Source organism: Mycobacterium sp. HM-7 (assembly GCF_053852335.1).
This window is the reverse complement of sequence record NZ_CM132657.1, coordinates 369021-388105: the sequence shown is the minus strand read 5'-3', so window position 1 is coordinate 388105 and position 19085 is coordinate 369021. Positions and strand designations below refer to the sequence as shown.

The following is a 19085-nucleotide window of genomic DNA, read 5'->3' as shown; positions in this document are numbered from 1 at the left end:
CGCGTGTTAATAGCGGGGGCGGGGCACTCCGTCGGCGCCGATGTTCAGGCCGGGGCACAGATGCACCATCGCCATATCCATGACGAAAGTGGCGGACGGCTTGTTCACTTTCAGCGATCTCGAAATATCGTTCACGGCATCGCCCGTCGGCTGACCGGCGTAAACGAACATGTTGCAGGTCAGACGCCCGGTTTTGAGCAGGTCAGCATCACTCACCTGCAGCCGGCCGTGCAGCTCGGTCAGATAGGCGAGTTCTGCGGCATTGGCCGCGGCGTTCGTCGGTACGCAGTCGAGCGGGTTGCCTCGTTCGGCGCAGGCCGCCATCTGGCCTGTTCCGGCATCAGCCGAGGCGGGGGCTGAAATGCCGAGAGCAGCCACCGCCAGAGCCGCCAGCAGCTGACCGGTGATCACACGCGCAGTCATCGCAACGACACCTCCCGACCGTCATATGAGACGCTTCCGTCAATTAATTCCGGCACCGCCCCCGCAGTGTCCGTAACGGAATAATAAAGATTGTTCGGGCATAGCGATAACCGAACGGGAAATGAAACTTGCACGACTTATCGCGGTGATACCCGCGAAACGGTCAAACGGCGTTTCCGGCCACCCTCTGCTCGCTGAGTTGCGGCACCATTCCGGCGGCGATCACGCCCAATTCTCCGGACGGATCCAGCGCATCGGGCCACGGCCCCGCAAGCGCGTCGAATTCGATTTGGTGACGGCCGATCGCCCGCTCAACCGCGCGCAGCGACACGCTGCAGTCGCGGGCCCGGCGGCCGCACGCACATTGCCGACCGGGATGCTCTGGGCACCCGGCCACATACCGATCGACCGCGGCGCGGAGGGTCGGATGCACGGGGCGGGCCAATGCGATGCTGCGCACCTGGCCTCGGCGCCCGATCCAGCTGGCCACCACGTCTTCGCCCATGTCATCAAGCGCCTGGGCGTACGCCTCCAACTCGGCTCGTGGCGACGGGTCGCCAGGCGCGGCGGGGCCGACGATTTCGATCACCGCGTGGCCCTGCCAGTCCACCGGCCGGAACCGTAAAGTCCGCCGGCCGGATCGCACGACCTGGCCGCCCGCACTCACCACGGCGCCGTCAGGTTGGGCCGTGTCGAACAGCCACCGCAGACCAACGAGCAGTTCGGGGATGTGCCGCGTGACGACGCGCTCCGGCCGCTTCGAGGCCAGTCCCTGGCGCACAGGTCCGGCCTCGGTCCGACTATGTCGCCGTGGACTGCGCACCGCATCGGAATCCATCGCCATAGCCGCCTCCCAGCAAACCCACGTTGTCCGTCAAAGAACGACGTCCACCCCAATTAGAGCACGGTCACAGGGCGTCCGGCGATACGTCAAACGACTGACATCGCACAGTTCTCGCTAACAACAACACTCGACTCACAGGTAACGCACGGACCATGTGACCCACGGGAAACATGGGCTCGGCATGCCTATTAACCAGCAATTTGACGGCTGGCGCAGGTCGTAAGCGCGTGGTTGGCAAAACTCGGCCAGTTGGTGACGTCCTGGCAGTCAGCTAATAATCGAACAAATTACATACCTAAGGTATGCTTGACGCTTCCAATCTTCCCACGCGCTGCCCGCCAACGATATTTACGTGGCCGGCAAACTCGAGCAATGACGCGCGCGCAAATGCCGCCGCAGCCCTTCGCCCAGGACGGGCCCTGACTGCTTTCGCGTGTTAGCGGAGCCATTCCCCGGGGTAGGTGAAAGACTCACGACGTGCACCCCCTCCGCTCGCGCCGCAGCTTCCTGGCACTGGCCGCCGGTGCCACCGGCGCCGCCGTGGTCGCCGCATGCACCAAGCCGCCGGCTTCGGGCACCGTCGCCGGCGACGGATCGGTCACCATCACGCACGCATTCGGGTCGACGAAGATTCCGGCGCAACCGAAGCGCGTGGTGTCTGCCGGCCTCACCGGGCAGGACGAACTGCTGGCCGTGGGCGTGGTGCCGATCGCCGTGACCGAGTGGTTCGGCAATCCACCCTTCGCGGTGTGGCCGTGGGCCCAGCCCGCGCTCGGCCCGGCCCAGCCGGCCGTCCTGAATCTCAACGACGGCATCCAGGTCGACAAGATCTCCGCGCTGAAGCCCGACCTCATCATCGCGACCAACGCCGGGTTGGACGCCGACACCTACAAGAAGCTGTCGGAGATCGCCCCGACCGTCGCCCAGTCCGGCCAGGACGCGTTCTTCGAACCGTGGAAAGACCAGGCCACCGTCATCGGACAGGCAGTCTTCAAGGCCGACGACATGAAGCGGCTCATCGACGGCGTCGACGCGAAGTTCGCCGGCGCGGGCAAGGCGAACCCGAGACTCGCCGGCCGAAAGATGTTGATCGTCAACGGCCTTCCCAACGCGGACGGGGTCGAGATCACACCGGCCGGCTGGCGCACCGATTTCCTGGGCGAGATGGGCATCGCCGTCCCGGACGGGCTGGACTCCTTCACCAAGGGACAACATGCCTTCGTGCCGCGCGACCAGATGGCCACGGCGTTCCGCGGCGCGGATGTGCTGATCTGGACACTCGATGCCGACGAACAGCGGCCCGCGGTGCTGGCCGACCCGACGGTCGCGCAACTCAGCCAGGCAAAAGCCAATCGCATCGTCTTTCCCAACAGAGATCTGTCCGCGGCCATCACGTTCGCCTCGGTGCTGTCGTACCCGGCGGTCGCCGATCAACTGCCGCCCCTGCTGGCCGCCGCGCCGGCCTGAGGTTGCACTCGCCGCCCTGCCTGCCAAGATGATCGGCGTGACCGGCACCGAGCGCCCCGAACAGCACGCCCGCTTCGCGCAGGTCGGATCGGCCTACTATCCGATCCTGATCGCGGTGTTCACGGCCCTGGTGATCATCTCCAACGTCACCGCCACCAAGGGCGTGGCATTCGGCCCGATCATCACCGACGGCGGCTTCATCGTCTTCCCCCTCACCTACATCATCGGCGACGTGCTGTCCGAGGTGTACGGCTTCAAGGCCGCACGACGGGCGATCTACCTGGGTTTCGCCATGAACATCCTTGCGGCACTGTCATTCTGGGCGACGATCTACCTACCTGCCGCCGACTTCTACCCGAACCAGGCGCACTTCGAGAACGTCGTGCACTCCTATACGCAGCTGATCATCGCGGGGCTGGCCGGCTTCATCGTCGGGCAGACCATCAACGCGTGGGTCGTGGTGGCCATCAAGGAACGCACCAAGGAGAAGCACCTGTGGGCGCGACTGGTCGGCTCGACCTTCGCCGGGCAACTCGGTGACACCCTGGTGTTCTGCGCCATCGCCGCCAATGCCATCGGCATCAGCACCTTCCACGACTTCGCCGTCTACACCGGCCAGGGCTGGCTGTACAAGACTGCCGTCGAGGTCATCTTCCTGCCGGTGACGTACCGGGTGATCAGCTACATCAAGCGGCACGAACCGACCTACGATTTCGCCGTCTGAGTGATCGCTAAGGCTCCTCTGGCGAGGCGCTAAAGAATGCGGACACGACAGCTACTCGCGGGTAGCTTCGAGTGATGACCGTCACACAAGAAACTGTGAGCGCCGTGGCGCCGTTGACGCTCGGCACCGTCCGCAACTACGGCGACCAAGCCCTGCTACTGGAATTCAACAGCACCGCCGAGGTGCTGGCGTGGACCGACACGCTGCACGCAGCGGGTTTGCCGGGTGTCCTCGACATCGTGCCGGCGTCGCGGACCATCCTGGTCAAGCTCGCCGCACCGCGATATCAGATTCCCACCGCACAGCGGTTGTCCAAGCTCCACCCCATGGAGTCCGGGCCCTCCGAAGCCGGCACATCGACGCAGCCCGACGTGATCATCGACGTCGTGTACGACGGCACGGACCTCGACGAGGTCGCCAAGCTGACCGGGCTGGCCCCGGACGAGGTGGTCGCCGCCCACACCGGGTCACTGTGGCGGGTCGCGTTCGGTGGCTTCACGCCGGGCTTCGCCTACCTGGTGGGTGGCGACGAGCGATTGCAGGTGCCGCGGCGCAGCGAGCCGCGCACGCGAGTGCCCGCCGGCTCGGTCGCGCTGGCCGGAGAGTTCGCCGGCGTCTACCCGCGGGAGACCCCGGGCGGCTGGCAGTTGATCGGCCGGACAGACGCCGAGTTGTGGGACATCGAGCGAGAGCAACCAGCGTTGCTGGCACCCGGCATGTGCGTGCAGTTCCGGGCAATCGGTTAGTCGGCAGGGACGGAAAGGCGAAGCTATGACCGCGACACTCGAAATCCTCAAGACCGGTCCACTCGCGCTGGTCGAGGACCTGGGCCGCCCCGGCCTGGCCCACATGGGCGTGAGCCGCTCAGGCGCCGCCGACCGTCGCTCACACACGCTGGCCAACCGGCTGGTGGCCAACCCGAACGACCGGGCGACCATCGAGGTGACGTTCGGCGGCTTCTCCGCCCGCCTGCACGGCGGCGGAAAAGAAGGCGTCGCGGTGGCCGTCACCGGCGCGGACGCCGATCCCTCCGCGAACGGAATGCCGTTCGGCACCAACAGCATTCACTACGCGCACGACGGAGAGGTGATCTCCCTGGGCGCGCCGCACACCGGGCTGCGCAGCTATTTCGCGGTCCGCGGCGGCTTCGTCGTCGACCCCGTGCTCGGCTCCCGCAGCTACGACGTCATGTCGGCCATCGGCCCGCGGCCACTGCAGCCGGGCGACATGCTGACCATCGGCGAACACACCGCCGAGTTCCCCGAACTCGACCAGGCGCCGGTGGCCGCCATCGCCGACGACCTTCTCGAACTGCTGGTGGTCCCCGGTCCGCGCGACGACTGGTTCGTCGACCCCGATGCCCTGGTGCACACGGAGTGGGTCGTCACCGATCAAAGCGACCGGGTGGGGATGCGGCTGAGCGGCCGGCCGCTGCAGCACCGCTGGCCGGATCGCCAGCTGTCGAGCGAAGGTGCGACGCGAGGTGCGATTCAGGTGCCGCCCAACGGTTTACCGGTGATCCTCGGCCCCGACCACCCGGTCACCGGCGGGTACCCGGTGATCGGCGTCGTCGCCGACCACGACATCGACAAGGTGGGCCAGATCCGGCCCGGCCAGCACGTGCGCATGCACTGGTCCAGGCCGCGTCAACCGTTCGGCGCCTGAACCCGCGCAGGCACCAGCGCGCACTGGGCAATCCTGGTAGAACGAGGGGGTGCACCCCACGGATCTGTCCCGCGTACACAACGTTCACACGGCGCGGTTGGTCCACACCGCTGATCTCGATGCCGAGACCCGCGAAGGTGCGCGGCAGATGGTCATCGAGGCGTATAGGAATGCGGACGAGTTGACCAGTTCCTTTTCTGAAGCCGACTGGGAGCACTCCCTCGGTGGCATGCACGCACTGATCTGCCACCACGGCGCGATCATCGCGCACGGCGCGGTCGTCCAGCGCCGGCTCCTCTACGGCAAGACCGCACTGCGGTGCGGTTACGTCGAGGCCGTTGCGGTCCGCGAGGACTGGCGCGGCCAAGGCCTGGCCACCGCGGTCTTGGACGCCGTCGAGCAGGTGATCCGGGGCGCCTACGAGATCGGGGCGCTCAGCTCCTCCGACGCGGGACGTCCGATCTACACGGCGCGCGGCTGGCAGCCGTGGCGCGGCACGACGTCGGTGCTGGCGCCGGCCGGCCTCGATCGCACGCCCGAAGACGATCATTCGCTGTTCGTGTTGCCGGTCTCGGTCGAGGTCGATACCACGGCCGACATCACCTGTGACTGGCGCGAGGGCGACGTCTGGTGAGGCCTTGTGAGGTTTTCGCAGACAAATTCCCAGCTCAGCCTCGCATGTGACGCAAACGTCACCCATTCCGCCCTGGCGACACCGCTGAGCAATGGCCGAGTAACCGGCCGGAAACACGTTGTCCGTTCACTAGACGCATGAGTGATCCCGAACGGGCCCCGCTCACCGGATTTCGGGTGGCGGTGACCTCCGCACGACGTGCCGATGAGCTGTGCACCCTGCTGCGCCGCCGCGGCGCGACGGTGATCGCCGCCCCCGCCATCTCGATGGTGCCGCTGCCCGACGACGACGAGTTGCGCAACAACACGCGGGCGCTGCTGGATGTGCCGCCCGACGTGCTGATCGCGACGACCGGCATCGGTTTCCGCGGCTGGATGTCCGCCGCCGACGACTGGGGGATTTCCGGCGAACTGACCGATGCCCTCGGTCGCGCCCGGATCGTCTCCCGCGGTCCCAAGGCCACCGGTGCGCTGCGCGCCGCCGGGCTGCCCGAGGAATGGTCACCGGAGTCCGAGTCGTCGCGCGAGGTGCTGGGCTACCTGCTGCAGGGCGGTATCTCGGGCCTGCGGATCGCCGTTCAGTTGCACGGCGCCACCGATGAGTGGGACCCCTTCCCCGAGTTTCTCGACGAGCTGCGCCGCGCCGGCGCCGACGTCGTCCCCATCAGGGTGTACCGCTGGCAACCGGTGCCGCCCGGTGGCGCGTTTGACTCGTTGGTGGGCGACATCGCCGAACGCCGGCTCGACGCCGTCAGCTTCACCTCGGCCCCCGCGGTTGCCGCGACCCTGATGCGCGCGACCGAGCTCGGCATCAATGATCAAGTGCTGGAAGCGTTTCGGACCCAGGTGCACGCCATGTGCGTCGGACCGGTGACGGCCCGGCCGCTGGCCCGGCTCGGCGTGCCGACCTCCGCTCCCGAGCGAATGCGCCTGGGCGCACTGGCCCGGCACATCGCCGACGAACTGCCGGTGCTGCAGACGCGGAAGCTGCGGGCCGCTGGACACGACCTCGAGATCCGGGGCACCTGCGTCGTCGTCGACGGTGTGGTTCGCGACCTGTCGCCGGCCGGGATGTCCATCGTCCGCGCGCTGGCATTGCGGCCCGGCGCCGTGGTGTCCCGGCAGGAACTGCTCGCCGCGTTGCCGGGCAGCGGTTCGGACACCCACGCCGTCGAGACCGCGGTGCTGCGTCTGCGAACCACCTTGGGCGACAAGGAAATCGTCGCGACCGTCGTGAAGCGCGGCTACCGTCTGGCGGTCGACGACTACTCGGTGGGTGCGTCGTGAACCCCGTCCTGGTCGCCCACGGCACCCGTAAGGGCTCGGGCGTCGCGATGATCGGCGATCTGGCCGAGCAGGTCAGTGGACTGCTGGGCCGCCGGGTGCACACCGCATTCGTCGACGTCCTCGGACCCACGCCGGCCGAGGTGCTGTCAGGCCTGCCGCCCGGCCCGGCGGTCGTCGTTCCGGCGTTCCTGTCGTCGGGGTACCACGTGCACAAGGACATCCCGGAGGGCATCGCGGAGAGCGGCCATCGCGACGTCACCGTGACGCCGGCGCTCGGACCCTCGACCGCGATGGTCCGGGTATTGGCCGACCGGCTGATCGAATCAGGCTGGCGTCCATCGGATTCCGTGGTGCTGGCCGCCGCCGGAACTTCCGACCCGCGCGCTGCCAGTGACCTGCGCCGGACCTGCGCCATGCTGTCGGCGACGCTGGGCAGCCGGGTCGAGCTCGCCTTCGCGATCAGCGGCACGCACTGGGTCGGCGACGTGGTGGCGCGGCTGCGGAAGCGCGGCGCCGAGCGCGTCGCCGTGGCGTCATACCTGTTGGCCGACGGACTCTTTCAGGACCGGCTGTACACGTGCGGCGCCGACGTGGTGACGGACCCGCTGGGCCGGCACCCGGGCGTCGCCAAGCTGGTGGCCCACCGGTTCCGCACGGCCCGCTTGTCGCTGGCTGCTTAGGTTTCCCGCCGAGCTGGGTGGGTACCGCCCAGTTGTGGGGGATATTCCAGCCCATACTGGAGGCATGGCCAAGCGGACGGGCAACGACGTAGCGCTGGACACCTACCGGTTCCTCCGCGGTGGCATGGTGGTCATGGCCGTCCTGCTGGGCGCGGCACTGGTCGTCGAGCGCGCGCATGCCACGTGCTGGCAGACCTCGATCAGCGCCTACTACTTCACCACCGCACATGCCGTCTTCGTCGGTGCGCTGTTCGCGATCGGCGCCATGCTCATCGTGTATCAGGGGGCCAGCGACACCGAGAACACGCTGCTGAATCTGGCCGGCGTGCTGGCCTTCGTGATTGCTGTCGTCCCCACGACGCGACCCGTACTGCAGTGCGGCACAGCTGATCCCGTAGCCGTCAAAGCGGGGGCGGCCGTACTGTTCAACGCCTGGACGGTCACGGTGGTGCTCGCCGGCTCGCGCGTCGCGTCATGGTTGCTGTTCCGGCCCTCCCGGCCCACCACCGTGCTGGGCATCGCAGCGGTGTGGCTGCAGCGCGCGGTGCTCGGGACCGGTGTCGTGGTGCTCGTCGCGTCGCCGGACTGGTTTCGGATCAATGCCCACGGCATTGCCGCGGCGGCAATGTTCGGCGCCATCGTGTTGACGGTGTTCAGCTCCGCCTTCGGTACCGCCCCGGCCTGTGGGAGCCGTTACCGCGGCGGATACCAGACGATCTCACTCCTGATGGCCGGCACCCTGGTGACCGCTGTCGTCCTGCACCTGACGCTGGACGGCTTCAACCACGCCGTGCTGATTGCGGAGATCGCCCTGATCGTCGAGTTCGCGACCTACTGGGTGATGCAGACCATCGAGGACAACAGCTGCACCCGCTGATGAGTGTTGGCTCAAGCAGCTACGTCGACTCCGAGCGGGCCGATCTCGACCAGCCCGGCCCACACCCGGATCGGGTAGACGGGCAGGCTCACCGAGGGATCATCAAGGCAGACACCGTCGTCCAGGGCGAAAGCCTGCTTCTTGATGGGGCTCTGCACACACGCCCGGCCGGCGCGGTCACCGACGAGACCCCGTGACATGACGGCCGCACCGGAGAACGGGTCGATGTTGCCGACGGCGTACAGCGATCCGTCGTGCAGGCGGAACAGCGCCGCCTGTGTGCCGTCGGGCAGCAGCACTCCGGCCCCGCGCCCCGGCACCAGCCGGTGGTAGGAGCAGACCGCGGTCCACTCCGAACGGTCCTGGTACTGAGCAACTTCGGAAAGGTCGTTGAGAGTCATCGGGTTCTCCTGATCAGCTCTTGGCGGGCGGGACGGTGGGCATGCCGATCGGCACCTTGCGACCGTTGCGTTCGGTGAATTCGATGGTCGGGTCGGCGACATCGGGCGCGTTGACGAACGAGACGAACTGCGACAGCTTCGCGCGGTCGTCCAGCACGCCCTTCCACTCGCAGGAGTAGCCGTCGACGTGCCGTTCCATGGCGGCCTCGAATTCGCTTGCCAGACCGAGAGAGTCGTCGCACACGACGTCACGGACGTGGTCCAGCCCCATCTGGTCGACCCACGGCGCGGTGCGCTGCAGCCGATCGGCGGTGCGGATGTAGAACATCAGGAACCGGTCGATGTAGCGGATCAGCGTCTCGTCGTCGAGATCGCCGGCCAGCAGCTGCGCGTGGGCGGGCGTCATACCGCCGTTGCCGCCGACGTACAGGTTCCAGCCGGTCTCGGTCGCGATGACGCCGACGTCCTTGCCGCGGGCCTCGGCGCATTCCCGGGCACAGCCCGACACGCCCATCTTGATCTTGTGCGGCGACCGCAGTCCGCGGTAGCGCAGCTCGAGGTCGATGGCCATCTGCACCGAATCCTGCTGCCCGTACCGGCACCAGTCGCTACCGACGCAGCTCTTGACGGTACGCAGGGACTTGCCGTACGCCTGCCCGGACTCCATGCCGCCGTCGACCAGGCGCCGCCAGATTTCCGGCAACTGGTCCACGCGGGCACCGAACATGTCGATCCGCTGACCACCGGTGATCTTTGTGTAAAGCCCGAAGTCCCTGGCGATCTCACCGATCAGGATCAGCTGCTCCGGGGTGATGTCGCCACCCGGTACCCGTGGGACGACCGAGTAGCTGCCGTTCTTCTGGATGTTGGCCAGGAAGTGGTCGTTGGAGTCCTGCAGAGCGGCCTGTTCGCCGTCGAGGATGTGACCGCTGCTGGTCGACGCCAGAATCGAGGCGACCGCGGGTTTGCAGATGTCGCAACCCTTTCCGGTGCCGAACTTGGCGATCAGCCCGGAGAAGGTACGGATCGAGGTGGCCGAGATGATCTCGAACATCTCGGCCCGCGACTGCGGGAAGTGCTCGCACAGCGCCTTGGACTGCTCGACACCCTGAGCTTCCAGCAGCTGCTTGAGCAGCGGCACGCAAGAGCCACACGAGGTGCCGGCCTTGGTGCAGGCCTTCAGGCCCGGCACGTCGGAGCACCCGCCCTCGATCGCGCTGCACAGGTCGCCCTTGGTGACGTTGTTGCACGAGCAGATCTGCGCGGCGTCCGGCAGGGCACCGACCCCGAGAGCACTTGCGCCCTCACCGGATCCGGCCGGCGCGATCAGCGCCAGCGGATCGCCGGGCAGCGTCTCACCGACCATCGGACGGAGCACGCCGTACGCCGACGCGTCGCCGACCAGAATGCCGCCCAGCAGGGTCTGGGCGTCGTCGGACAACACCAGCTTGGCGTAGGTCTGCTTCACCGGGTCATTGACCACGACCTGCAGGCAGTCGGGCGTAACGCCCTGCGCATCACCGAAACTCGCGACGTCGACGCCGAGCAGCTTCAGCTTGGTCGACATATCGGCCTCGGGGAATTCCGCGGCGCCACCGAGTAGCCGGTCGGCGACCACCTCGGCGGTGGTGTAACCGGGACCGACCAGGCCGTAGCACCGGCCCTCGACAGCGGCCACCTCACCGATGGCGTAGATGTCAGGATCGCTGGTCGCACAGGACAAGTCGGTCAGGACGCCGCCACGCTCGGCGAGCTCCAGACCGGCCTCGCGGGCCAGCTCGTCGCGCGGACGCACACCGGCGGCAAAGATGACCAGACCGGCGTCGATCAGGGTGCCGTCGCTGAGCAGCACGCGCACGCCCTCGTCCAGCGACTCGATGGCGTCGGTGCCGACGTCCAGGTGCACCGAGATGCCCAGCTTGCCGATCATGCGGGCCAGCAGCGCGCCGCCGGCGTCGTCGAGCTGCTGGTTCATCGGACGGGGTGCCCGCTCGACGATGTGGGCCTGCATTCCGAACTGGCGCAACGCATTCGCCGCTTCCAGACCGAGCAGACCACCACCGATGACCACACCGGTGTTGTTGCCGTGTTCGGCCGACCGCGTCATGGCGGCGCGGATGCCGTCCAGATCGTCCAGCGTGCGGTAGACGTAGCAGCCGTCGAGCTGGTGACCGGGCACGGGCGGCACGAAAGCGTAAGAGCCCGTGGCCAATACCAGCTTGTCGTACGCGATGCCGCGGCCCGACTCGGTCACCACCGTCTTGGCGGCGCGGTCGATGCCGCCGACCTTGTCGGCCAGGACCAGGTCCACCAGCCCGTCGCCGTCATATCCGTTGCCCGGCAACGCCAGCTTCGACCGGTCCCAGTGCTCGGTGTAACCCGTGAGCCCCACCCGGTCATAGGCGGCATCCGCTTCCTCGGACAGCACGGTGATGCGCCATTGGCCCGCGGCATCCCGCGAGCGCAGCGCCTCGACCAAGCGGTGCCCGACCATTCCGTGGCCTACGACCACAAGGTTCTTCGCGTCCATGCACCAAAAGGTAGGGAGCCGATATTGCGGATTATGTTGCCGCGTGTGAATCGACCGTCACGCTCTTCTCACAGCCCGCGGCAAACGCCCGTGAAGTGAGTGGCCCCGATCACAGGCCTGCGGAAGGCTATCCGACGCCGGCGGGCGGGGTGGGGCTTGCCGTGGTGTACGGGTTGTAGATCGTCGTCGTGGTGGTCGTGGGATAGGTCCCGTAACCGGAGGTGCTCGACGGCGTGTAGGTGCTGCTGGTGGACGAGGTCGTCGTCTCATCCGTCGTCGACGTCTCCGACGTGCTTTCCGTCGTCGTTGTCGTGGTGGTCGTGGTCGTGGTCCGGGTCGTCGTCCGCTTGGTGGTGGTCGGATGCGTCGTCAGCACCGTGGGTTCACCGACCGGGCCGGGCGGTGTCTCAGAGTCCTCGGAAGTCTGAATCACCTGGTAAATCAGGATGATCAACAGCACGGCGGCGGCAACACCGGCGGCCCACCACAACCCGTGATTTTCGTCGGCGCCGCGCTCGTTTTCGGGGTCGCTCACTGCCACCGCGCCAGAATATCCGCGGCCGCCGTGGCCAGTGCGCGCTGGAGGAACGGCCCGAAGCTGATGCGGCCGACGCCCAACGGGCCGAAGGATGCGGGATCGTCGGACTCGGGGATCGCGATGGCGTTGATGGGCAACGGCAGGTCGGCGGCCAACCGGCGCAGGGTGTCGTCGTCGTGGCGGCCCACCGGGTACAGGGAGTCCGCACCGGCCGCTGCGCACAGCTTCAACCGCTCCACGGCGCGGTCGTATCGGTCGGCCTCGTCGCCGATCTGGCGCAGGAAGAGGTCGGTGCGCGCATTGATGACGACGTGTACACCGGAAGCGTCTGCCGCCCTGCGCAATTCACCGACCAGGTCGGCGTGCTCCTGGGCATCGCGGATGCGGCCGCCGTCCTTGTGCACGGTGTCCTCGATGTTCAGGCCCACCGCGCCCGCGGCCAGGAGGCCGGAGATGAGGCGGCCCGGGTCCTCGCCGTAGCCGGATTCGATGTCGACGGACACCGGCACCTCGACTGCCGAGGTGATCTGGGCGACGCGCGTGGTGAGGTCTTCGAACGACATGCCTTCACCGTCGGGCTTGCCCACGGAGTCAGCGACCGGATGGCTGCCGACCGTCAGCGCGGCGAATCCGGCGGACACCGCCAGCTTCGCCGACCACGCGTCCCACACCGTCGGGAGGACGACCGGATTTCCCGGCTGGTGCAGGGCCAATAGTGCTTCGGCGCGCTGCGCCAGGACCGCGTCGGACATGGTCATACCGTACCGACAGCCACTGCCCGGACTTGCCGACACCGGGCCGACAAACGTGACCTGTCTCACTTTCATCTCCGGATCTGACTAGCATCCGGTGTCGTAATGTGATTTATGACACCCTTCAGCCCAAGGAGGTCGCATGATGTCCACCACTACTGAGCTCACCGAACTGCACGATTTGATCGGCAGTTTGCGTCGGTCCGTCAGCTCGCTGGCCGCCAAATACGGAGACTCCCCCGCCACTCGCCGCATCGCGAATGACGCCGAGCGCCTGGCCGTCGACGTCGAGCGCCTGGACATCGACATCGAAGAACTGGAATTCAGCCGCGGCATCAAGCAACAAGGCCCTGCCAAGGAAAAGATCGTGATCCCCGACCACGACTACTCCAGCGAATTCTGGAACGACCACGACGGTGGCGTAGGCGGCTGACCGACATGGGCACGACGGTCCGTCGTGCCCATCGCCGGCCCGTCCCACAACTTCACAGTCAGACCCTGTCCCCAATGGAATCGAGGCTTTCTTCGTGAGCGCACCCGCCGCCAACCGTCCCGGGACCGGCGTCTTCTCCCCCACGCGTGCGCAGATACCGCAGCGCACGCTGCGGACCGACAACTGGCTCAAATCCCCGATCCTCATCGACCTGGGTTTCGCCGCGTTCGTCATCTACGCGACGGTGCGCGCCTTCCAGCGGGACCACTTCTACGTCGCGGACTACCACTACCTGACGCCGTTCTACTCACCGTGTCTGAGCGTCAACTGCGGTGCGGCCAGCGAGTTCTGGCCACAGATCCTGCCGGCCGACGGGCTCTTCTCGCTGATTCCCTACGCGGCCCTGTCCCTGCCGTTCCTGCTGCTGTTCCGGCTGACCTGCTACTACTACCGCGGCGCCTACTACCGCACGGTGTGGCAGTCCCCGACGGCCTGCGCCGTCGCGGAACCGCACGCCAAGTACACCGGTGAGACGCGGCTCCCGCTGATCATCCAGAACACCCACCGCTACTTCTTCTACATCGCGGTCATCATCTCGCTGATCAACACCTACGACGCGATCGTCGCGTTCCACTCGCCCAGCGGTTTCGGTTTCGGGCTCGGCAACATCATCCTGCTGGGCAACGTCATCATGCTGTGGGTCTACACGGTGTCCTGCCACTCGTGCCGGCACGTCACCGGGGGCCGGCTCAAGCACTTCTCGAAACACCCTGTGCGCTACTGGATCTGGACCCAGGTCAGCAAGCTCAACACCCGGCACAAGCTGTACGCGTGGATCACCCTGGGAACCCTGATGTTCACGGACTTCTACGTGATGGCCGTGTCGGCCGGGTGGTTCAGCGACCTGCGCTTCGTCGGTTGAGTTTCGTCGGCGACAAGATCCCTTGATTTTCAACACTATTCACGACAATTTGGAGTTATTTCATGGCTGAACTCGAACGGCACGAGTACGACGTCGTCGTAATCGGAGCCGGCGGGGCGGGGTTGCGTGCGGTCATCGAGGCCCGCGAGCAGGGTCTTCGGGTCGCGGTGGTGTGTAAGTCGCTGTTCGGCAAGGCCCACACCGTGATGGCCGAGGGTGGCTGCGCCGCCTCGATGCGCAACGCCAACTCGAAGGACAGCTGGCAGATCCACTTCGGCGACACCATGCGCGGCGGCAAGTTCCTGAACAACTGGCGCATGGCCGAGCTGCACGCCCGCGAAGCACCGGACCGCGTCTGGGAGCTCGAGACCTACGGCGCCCTGTTCGACCGCACCAAGGACGGCCGCATCAGCCAGCGCAACTTCGGTGGCCACACCTACCCGAGGCTCGCGCACGTCGGCGACCGCACCGGCCTCGAGATCATCCGCACCATGCAGCAGAAGATCGTCTCGCTGCAGCAGGAGGATTTCGCCGAGACCGGTGATTACGAGGCCCGGATCAAGGTCTTTCATGAGTGCACCATCACCGAGCTGGTGAAGGACGGTGACCGCATCGCCGGCGCGTTCGGCTACTGGCGCGAGTCGGGCCGGTTCGTGCTGTTCGAGGCGCCCGCGGTGGTGCTGGCCACCGGCGGTATCGGCAAGTCGTTCAAGGTGTCGTCGAACTCCTGGGAGTACACCGGCGACGGGCACGCCCTGGCGCTGCGGGCCGGCGCGACGCTGATCAACATGGAGTTCATCCAGTTCCACCCGACGGGCATGGTCTGGCCCCCCTCGGTCAAGGGCATTTTGGTCACCGAGGGTGTGCGCGGCGACGGCGGCGTGCTGAAGAACTCCGAGGGCAAGCGCTTCATGTTCGACTACATCCCCTCGGTGTTCAAGGGCCAGTACGCCGAAACCGAGGAAGAAGCCGACCAGTGGCTCAAGGACAACGACTCCGCCCGCCGCACCCCTGACCTGCTGCCGCGCGACGAGGTGGCCCGCGCCATCAACTCCGAGGTCAAGGCCGGTCGCGGTACCCCGCACGGCGGCGTCTACCTCGACATCGCTTCGCGTATCCCCACCGAGGAGATCAAGAAGCGCCTGCCGTCGATGTACCACCAGTTCATGGAGCTGGCCGAGGTCGACATCACCAAGGACGAGATGGAGGTCGGCCCGACCTGCCACTACGTCATGGGTGGCATCGAGGTCGATCCCGACACCGGCGCGGCCCGGACGCCCGGCCTGTTCGCGGCCGGCGAGTGCTCAGGCGGTATGCACGGCTCCAACCGGCTGGGCGGCAACTCGCTCAGCGACCTGCTGGTGTTCGGCCGGCGGGCCGGCCTCGGGGCGGCGCAGTACGTGAAGGCGCTCCCCGGACGGCCGACCGTTTCCGACAGCGCCCTCGCCACCGCGGCGCGGGAAGCGCTGGAACCGTTCGACGAGCACGTCGGCGCGGAGAACCCGTACACCCTGCACACCGAGCTTCAGCAGGCGATGAACGACCTGGTCGGCATCATCCGCACCAAGGAAGAGATCGAGCAGGCGCTGGGCAAGCTCGACGATCTGAAGCGCCGCATGCACAACATCACCGTCGAGGGGCACCGGCAGTTCAATCCCGGGTGGCACCTCGCGATCGACATGCGGAACATGCTGCTGGTCAGCGAGTGCGTGGCCAAGGCGGCGCTGGCCCGTACCGAGAGCCGCGGCGGTCACACCCGCGACGACTACCCGGAGATGAACGCCGACTGGCGCAACATCCTGCTGGTGTGCAGCGCCGGTGGCGGCGATCCGATCGTCCCCGACGTGACGGTCACCCCGGAACAGCAGGTGCCAATGCCCGCCGAGCTGCTCGGCTGCTTCGAGCTGTCCGAGCTGGAGAAGTACTACACCGACGCCGAACTGGCCGCCCATCCGGAACGGAGCTAGCCATGAGCAACAGCTACCAAGCCAATCTGCGGGTCTGGCGCGGCGACGACACCGGCGGCGGTCTCGACGACTTCAAGGTCGAGGTCAACGACGGTGAGGTCGTGCTCGACATCATCCACCGCATCCAGGCCACGCAGGCCCCGGACCTGGCGGTGCGGTGGAACTGCAAGGCCGGCAAGTGCGGCTCGTGTTCGGCGGAGGTCAACGGCCGTCCCCGGCTGATGTGCATGACCCGGATGTCGACGTTCGATCCGGCCGAGACCGTCACCATCACCCCACTGCGGGCGTTCCCGATCATCCGCGACCTGGTGACCGACGTGTCGTTCAACTACGAAAAGGCGCGGCAAATCCCGTCTTTCGCGCCGCCGAAGGACCTCAAGCCCGGCGAGTACCGGATGCAGCAGGAGGATGTCGAGCGCTCGCAGGAGTTCCGCAAGTGCATCGAGTGCTTCCTGTGCCAGAACACCTGCCACGTGGTGCGTGACCACGAGGAGAACAAGCAGGCGTTCGCCGGTCCGCGCTTCCTGATGCGGGTGGCCGAGCTCGACATGCACCCGCTCGACACCCTGGACCGCAAGGACATGGCGCAGGACGAGTTCGGCCTTGGTTACTGCAACATCACGAAGTGCTGCACCGAGGTCTGCCCCGAGCACATCAAGATCACCGACAACGCGCTGATCCCGATGAAGGAGCGCGTCGCCGACCGCAAATACGACCCGATCGTCTGGCTGGGGAACAAACTCTTCCGCAGATAGTTTCGGCGTAGGCTCGGAGGGGCAGCCAATCCGTGACGAAAGGCAGCCAGATGGGCCAATCAGAAACGCACAGCGTCAACGACATTCGGACCGCGATCCGCGAACTCTCCTTACGCGCCGAACTGGCCCGTAAGGAAGGCCGGCCCGACGACGCCGCCGAGCTCGAGAGGCGAGTGGCCGGGTACCGCCAGGAACTGGCCGCCAAGCCTTAGCTCAGGCCTCCAGGCGGCGGAATTCGCTGCGGTGGAAGACCATCGGCTCGACGTCGGGGTTGATGACGATGTCGCTGATCGCCAAGACCACGATGGTGTGATCGCCGGCGGGAACCAATTGATCGATCGACGTCTCCAGCCACACGCTGGTGCCGTGGATGAACAGCGCGCCGTTGTCTCGGGCTTCGGTCTCCATGCCCGCGAAGCGGTCGCCGGTCTTGGCTGCCAGGGTGCGCGCCGCGGCGTCATGCTGCTGGCCGAGGACGCTGATGCCCAGGGCCGGCAGGTCCTGGAGCTTCGGCCAGGTGGTCGAGGTGTTCTGCACGCAGAACGACACCAGCGGCGGCTCCAGGGAAACCGGCACGAAGGTGCTGGCGGCAAGGCCGACCTTTTCGCCCTCGATGTGGGCTGCGATGGCGACGACGCCCGTCGGGAAGTGGCCGAACGCCGCGCGCAGGGACGCCGGACTGAGATCTGTAGAGCTCATAGTCCGTCCATCTTCACACGGCGCTCCCCGACGCACCCGAGCAAGCGCCCGCTTGGTGGGAAACGCGGCTACCGACCGAGGTAGCGCGACAAGGAATCGTCGGCTGCCTCGGGTTTGAATCCCGTTGACTCGAGCTTCTGGTTGTCGAGCACGCTGTTGCGTGGCCGCGGGGCCACCGCTCTGGTCGCGGAGGCGAAGTAGGCGTCCGTGCTGACGCCCGTGACCCGCGCCGGGTCGTGGCCGGACAGCTCGAATACCCGGCGGGCGATGTCGGCCCACGACATGGCGGGTCCGGCGCCGGTGACGTTGTAGGTCCCGTACGGCGCGCCGGTCGCGGTCAGGTGCCGGATGGCCCGGGCCAGCTCCGAGGTGAACGTGAGCCGCCCGACCTGGTCGTCCACCACCGACGGGTCGACGCCGCGCTCGGCCAGCGATGCCATGGTCCGGACGAAGTTGTGGCCGTCCCCGACGACCCACGACGTCCGCACGATGTAGTGCCGCGGCACTGTCGCGACGAGCTGGTCGCCGGCAGCTTTCGTCTGGCCGTACACCCCGAGCGGGGCGATCGGGTCGTCCTCCCGGTAGGGGGAGCCGGAGGTGCCGTCGAAGACGTAGTCGCTGGAGAGGTGCACCACGGTGATGCCGCGGGCCGTCGCGATACGGGCCAGCGCCGCAACGCCGGTGACGTTGACAGCCCAGGCGTCGGCGCGCCCGCTCGGGGTCTCGGCGTCGTCCACCGCGGTGTACGCGGCGGCGTTGATGACGGTGTCGTAGTCCTGCCACCGGCGGGTCGTCTCCAGGTCACCGGCCAGGTCCACCTCATCGCGGGTGGCGAACTCGACGCCCGGATCGTCGCCGTATTCGGCACGCAGCGCCCGGCCGACTTGGCCATTCGCGCCCAGTACCAACGTCTTTCGCGGTGTGACGGGTTGGACGTCCGCCAGCCGGGGATGCGTGCGGTCTTTGGCCGACAGTTCGGCGCGTTCGAGCGGGATCGGCCATTCGATGGCCAGCGTCCCGTCGGCCAGGTTCACCGAAACATATTGGGCGTCAGCCGAATAATGATCGTTGACCAGGTAGACGTACGCGGTGTCGGATTCGAGCGTCTGGAAAGCGTTGCCGACCCCGCGCGGCACGAACACCGCACGCGACGGATCGAGTTCCGCGGTGAACACCGTCCCGAATGTCGGGCCGGCGCGCAGGTCGACCCAGGCACCGAAGATCCGGCCTGTCGCGACCGACACGAACTTGTCCCACGGTTCGGCGTGGATGCCACGGGTGGTGCCAGCCGCATCGTTGAACGAGATGTTGTTCTGGACGGGACCGAAATCCGGCAGCCCGAGGGCCGTCATCTTCGCGTGCTGCCAGTTCTCCTTGAACCAACCGCGATTGTCGCCGTGCACCGGCAATTCCCAGATGGTCAGGCCCGGAATCGGTGTGGTGTTGGCGGACAACGGCTTTCCGTACTCGGTCACGGGTTGCCCATCA

The 19085-nt window shown here is 67.0% G+C and carries 21 protein-coding genes; 13 read left to right on the top strand and 8 right to left on the bottom strand.

The features are described from left to right. Nucleotides 1-6: 6 nt before the first annotated feature. Together ACWW1C_RS01760 and ACWW1C_RS01755 are read right to left on the bottom strand one after the other, a co-directional pair. Nucleotides 7-423: a DUF732 domain-containing protein gene (locus tag ACWW1C_RS01760; RefSeq protein WP_455981828.1), complete on the bottom strand. Its 417-nt coding sequence runs from the start codon at nucleotides 421-423 to the stop codon at nucleotides 7-9. 163 nt (nucleotides 424-586) lie between these two features. Beyond that, nucleotides 587-1267 (bottom strand): hypothetical protein, encoded by a 681-nt coding sequence (locus tag ACWW1C_RS01755; protein WP_455981827.1) that lies wholly within the window; start codon nucleotides 1265-1267, stop codon nucleotides 587-589. 477 nt (nucleotides 1268-1744) lie between these two features. On the opposite strand from ACWW1C_RS01755, the gene ACWW1C_RS01750 reads away from it, so the two are divergent. From ACWW1C_RS01750 to ACWW1C_RS01715, 8 genes are all read left to right on the top strand, one after another. Next, the gene (locus tag ACWW1C_RS01750; protein WP_455981826.1) at nucleotides 1745-2734 is read left to right on the top strand and encodes an ABC transporter substrate-binding protein; all 990 of its coding nucleotides are present in this window, start codon (nucleotides 1745-1747) and stop codon (nucleotides 2732-2734) included. A 28-nt stretch (nucleotides 2735-2762) separates the two neighbouring features. Further along, on the top strand, nucleotides 2763-3458 hold the full coding sequence (locus tag ACWW1C_RS01745; protein WP_455981825.1) for a queuosine precursor transporter: 696 nt from the start codon (nucleotides 2763-2765) through the stop codon (nucleotides 3456-3458). 74 nt (nucleotides 3459-3532) lie between these two features. Next, complete coding sequence (locus ACWW1C_RS01740) at nucleotides 3533-4204, top strand: 5-oxoprolinase subunit B family protein (protein ID WP_455981824.1); 672 nt, start codon at nucleotides 3533-3535, stop codon at nucleotides 4202-4204. A 25-nt stretch (nucleotides 4205-4229) separates the two neighbouring features. Next, the gene (locus ACWW1C_RS01735) at nucleotides 4230-5123 is read left to right on the top strand and encodes a 5-oxoprolinase/urea amidolyase family protein (RefSeq protein WP_455981823.1); all 894 of its coding nucleotides are present in this window, start codon (nucleotides 4230-4232) and stop codon (nucleotides 5121-5123) included. A gap of 49 nt (nucleotides 5124-5172) precedes the next feature. After that, a complete protein-coding gene (locus ACWW1C_RS01730) occupies nucleotides 5173-5757 on the top strand; it encodes a GNAT family N-acetyltransferase (RefSeq protein WP_455981822.1) in 585 nt (194 codons plus the stop codon). Nucleotides 5758-5894: 137 nt separating this feature from the next. Further along, nucleotides 5895-7043, top strand: a complete 1149-nt coding sequence (locus ACWW1C_RS01725; RefSeq protein ID WP_455981821.1) for a uroporphyrinogen-III synthase — start codon at nucleotides 5895-5897, stop codon at nucleotides 7041-7043. After that, nucleotides 7040-7723, top strand: a complete 684-nt coding sequence (locus ACWW1C_RS01720; RefSeq protein WP_455981820.1) for a sirohydrochlorin chelatase — start codon at nucleotides 7040-7042, stop codon at nucleotides 7721-7723. The genes ACWW1C_RS01725 and ACWW1C_RS01720 overlap by 4 nt, the downstream gene beginning before the upstream one ends. Before the next feature lie 64 nt (nucleotides 7724-7787). Further along, the gene (locus tag ACWW1C_RS01715) at nucleotides 7788-8600 is read left to right on the top strand and encodes a hypothetical protein (protein WP_455981819.1); all 813 of its coding nucleotides are present in this window, start codon (nucleotides 7788-7790) and stop codon (nucleotides 8598-8600) included. 11 nt (nucleotides 8601-8611) lie between these two features. Here ACWW1C_RS01715 and nirD read toward each other — a convergent pair whose 3' ends face one another. The 4 genes from nirD to ACWW1C_RS01695 all read right to left on the bottom strand — a co-directional run bounded on the left by nirD (nucleotide 8612) and on the right by ACWW1C_RS01695 (nucleotide 12821). Next, nucleotides 8612-9001 (bottom strand): nitrite reductase small subunit NirD, encoded by a 390-nt coding sequence (gene nirD / locus ACWW1C_RS01710; protein WP_133763513.1) that lies wholly within the window; start codon nucleotides 8999-9001, stop codon nucleotides 8612-8614. Nucleotides 9002-9014: 13 nt separating this feature from the next. Further along, nucleotides 9015-11531 carry a nitrite reductase large subunit NirB gene (gene nirB / locus ACWW1C_RS01705; RefSeq protein WP_455981818.1) on the bottom strand — a complete coding sequence of 839 codons (2517 nt, stop codon included), beginning with the start codon at nucleotides 11529-11531 and terminating at the stop codon, nucleotides 9015-9017. Between the two features lie 127 nt (nucleotides 11532-11658). After that, nucleotides 11659-12066 carry a hypothetical protein gene (locus tag ACWW1C_RS01700; RefSeq protein ID WP_455981817.1) on the bottom strand — a complete coding sequence of 136 codons (408 nt, stop codon included), beginning with the start codon at nucleotides 12064-12066 and terminating at the stop codon, nucleotides 11659-11661. After that, complete coding sequence (locus tag ACWW1C_RS01695; protein WP_455981816.1) at nucleotides 12063-12821, bottom strand: isocitrate lyase/PEP mutase family protein; 759 nt, start codon at nucleotides 12819-12821, stop codon at nucleotides 12063-12065. The genes ACWW1C_RS01700 and ACWW1C_RS01695 overlap by 4 nt, the downstream gene beginning before the upstream one ends. Before the next feature lie 145 nt (nucleotides 12822-12966). Between ACWW1C_RS01695 and ACWW1C_RS01690 the strand changes: the two genes are divergently transcribed. The 5 genes from ACWW1C_RS01690 (at nucleotide 12967) to ACWW1C_RS01670 (ending at nucleotide 17110) form a co-directional block, all read left to right on the top strand. Then, the gene (locus tag ACWW1C_RS01690) at nucleotides 12967-13254 is read left to right on the top strand and encodes a hypothetical protein (protein ID WP_455981815.1); all 288 of its coding nucleotides are present in this window, start codon (nucleotides 12967-12969) and stop codon (nucleotides 13252-13254) included. A gap of 94 nt (nucleotides 13255-13348) precedes the next feature. Continuing rightward, entirely contained in the window at nucleotides 13349-14176 is an 828-nt protein-coding gene (locus ACWW1C_RS01685) for a hypothetical protein (RefSeq protein ID WP_455981814.1), read from the top strand. A gap of 62 nt (nucleotides 14177-14238) precedes the next feature. After that, a complete protein-coding gene (locus ACWW1C_RS01680; RefSeq protein WP_455981813.1) occupies nucleotides 14239-16143 on the top strand; it encodes a fumarate reductase/succinate dehydrogenase flavoprotein subunit in 1905 nt (634 codons plus the stop codon). Nucleotides 16144-16145: 2 nt separating this feature from the next. Next, a complete protein-coding gene (locus ACWW1C_RS01675; RefSeq protein WP_155900521.1) occupies nucleotides 16146-16898 on the top strand; it encodes a succinate dehydrogenase/fumarate reductase iron-sulfur subunit in 753 nt (250 codons plus the stop codon). A gap of 50 nt (nucleotides 16899-16948) precedes the next feature. Next, nucleotides 16949-17110, top strand: coding sequence for a hypothetical protein (locus ACWW1C_RS01670; protein ID WP_455981812.1), 162 nt, complete (start codon nucleotides 16949-16951; stop codon nucleotides 17108-17110). 1 nt (nucleotide 17111) lies between these two features. On the opposite strand, the gene ACWW1C_RS01665 is transcribed toward ACWW1C_RS01670, so the two are convergent. Then, nucleotides 17112-17597, bottom strand: coding sequence for a flavin reductase family protein (locus tag ACWW1C_RS01665; protein WP_455981811.1), 486 nt, complete (start codon nucleotides 17595-17597; stop codon nucleotides 17112-17114). A 68-nt stretch (nucleotides 17598-17665) separates the two neighbouring features. Beyond that, on the bottom strand, nucleotides 17666-19072 hold the full coding sequence (locus tag ACWW1C_RS01660) for a sugar nucleotide-binding protein (protein WP_455981810.1): 1407 nt from the start codon (nucleotides 19070-19072) through the stop codon (nucleotides 17666-17668). Nucleotides 19073-19085: the final 13 nt, after the last annotated feature.

What these genes read in the sequence shown, in the direction of transcription:
- ACWW1C_RS01745 (WP_455981825.1), top strand. Translation starts at nt 2,763, where the DNA reads ATGATCGGCGTGACCGGCACCGAGCGCCCCGAACAGCACGCCCGCTTC.
- ACWW1C_RS01735 (WP_455981823.1), top strand. Translation starts at nt 4,230, where the DNA reads ATGACCGCGACACTCGAAATCCTCAAGACCGGTCCACTCGCGCTGGTC.
- ACWW1C_RS01725 (WP_455981821.1), top strand. Translation starts at nt 5,895, where the DNA reads ATGAGTGATCCCGAACGGGCCCCGCTCACCGGATTTCGGGTGGCGGTG.
- nirD (WP_133763513.1), bottom strand. Translation starts at nt 9,001, where the DNA reads ATGACTCTCAACGACCTTTCCGAAGTTGCTCAGTACCAGGACCGTTCG.
- ACWW1C_RS01670 (WP_455981812.1), top strand. Translation starts at nt 16,949, where the DNA reads ATGGGCCAATCAGAAACGCACAGCGTCAACGACATTCGGACCGCGATC.
- ACWW1C_RS01760 (WP_455981828.1), bottom strand. Translation starts at nt 423, where the DNA reads ATGACTGCGCGTGTGATCACCGGTCAGCTGCTGGCGGCTCTGGCGGTG.
- ACWW1C_RS01680 (WP_455981813.1), top strand. Translation starts at nt 14,239, where the DNA reads ATGGCTGAACTCGAACGGCACGAGTACGACGTCGTCGTAATCGGAGCC.
- ACWW1C_RS01755 (WP_455981827.1), bottom strand. Translation starts at nt 1,267, where the DNA reads ATGGCGATGGATTCCGATGCGGTGCGCAGTCCACGGCGACATAGTCGG.
- ACWW1C_RS01715 (WP_455981819.1), top strand. Translation starts at nt 7,788, where the DNA reads ATGGCCAAGCGGACGGGCAACGACGTAGCGCTGGACACCTACCGGTTC.
- ACWW1C_RS01665 (WP_455981811.1), bottom strand. Translation starts at nt 17,597, where the DNA reads ATGAGCTCTACAGATCTCAGTCCGGCGTCCCTGCGCGCGGCGTTCGGC.
- ACWW1C_RS01695 (WP_455981816.1), bottom strand. Translation starts at nt 12,821, where the DNA reads ATGTCCGACGCGGTCCTGGCGCAGCGCGCCGAAGCACTATTGGCCCTG.
- nirB (WP_455981818.1), bottom strand. Translation starts at nt 11,531, where the DNA reads ATGGACGCGAAGAACCTTGTGGTCGTAGGCCACGGAATGGTCGGGCAC.
- ACWW1C_RS01690 (WP_455981815.1), top strand. Translation starts at nt 12,967, where the DNA reads ATGTCCACCACTACTGAGCTCACCGAACTGCACGATTTGATCGGCAGT.
- ACWW1C_RS01675 (WP_155900521.1), top strand. Translation starts at nt 16,146, where the DNA reads ATGAGCAACAGCTACCAAGCCAATCTGCGGGTCTGGCGCGGCGACGAC.
- ACWW1C_RS01740 (WP_455981824.1), top strand. Translation starts at nt 3,533, where the DNA reads ATGACCGTCACACAAGAAACTGTGAGCGCCGTGGCGCCGTTGACGCTC.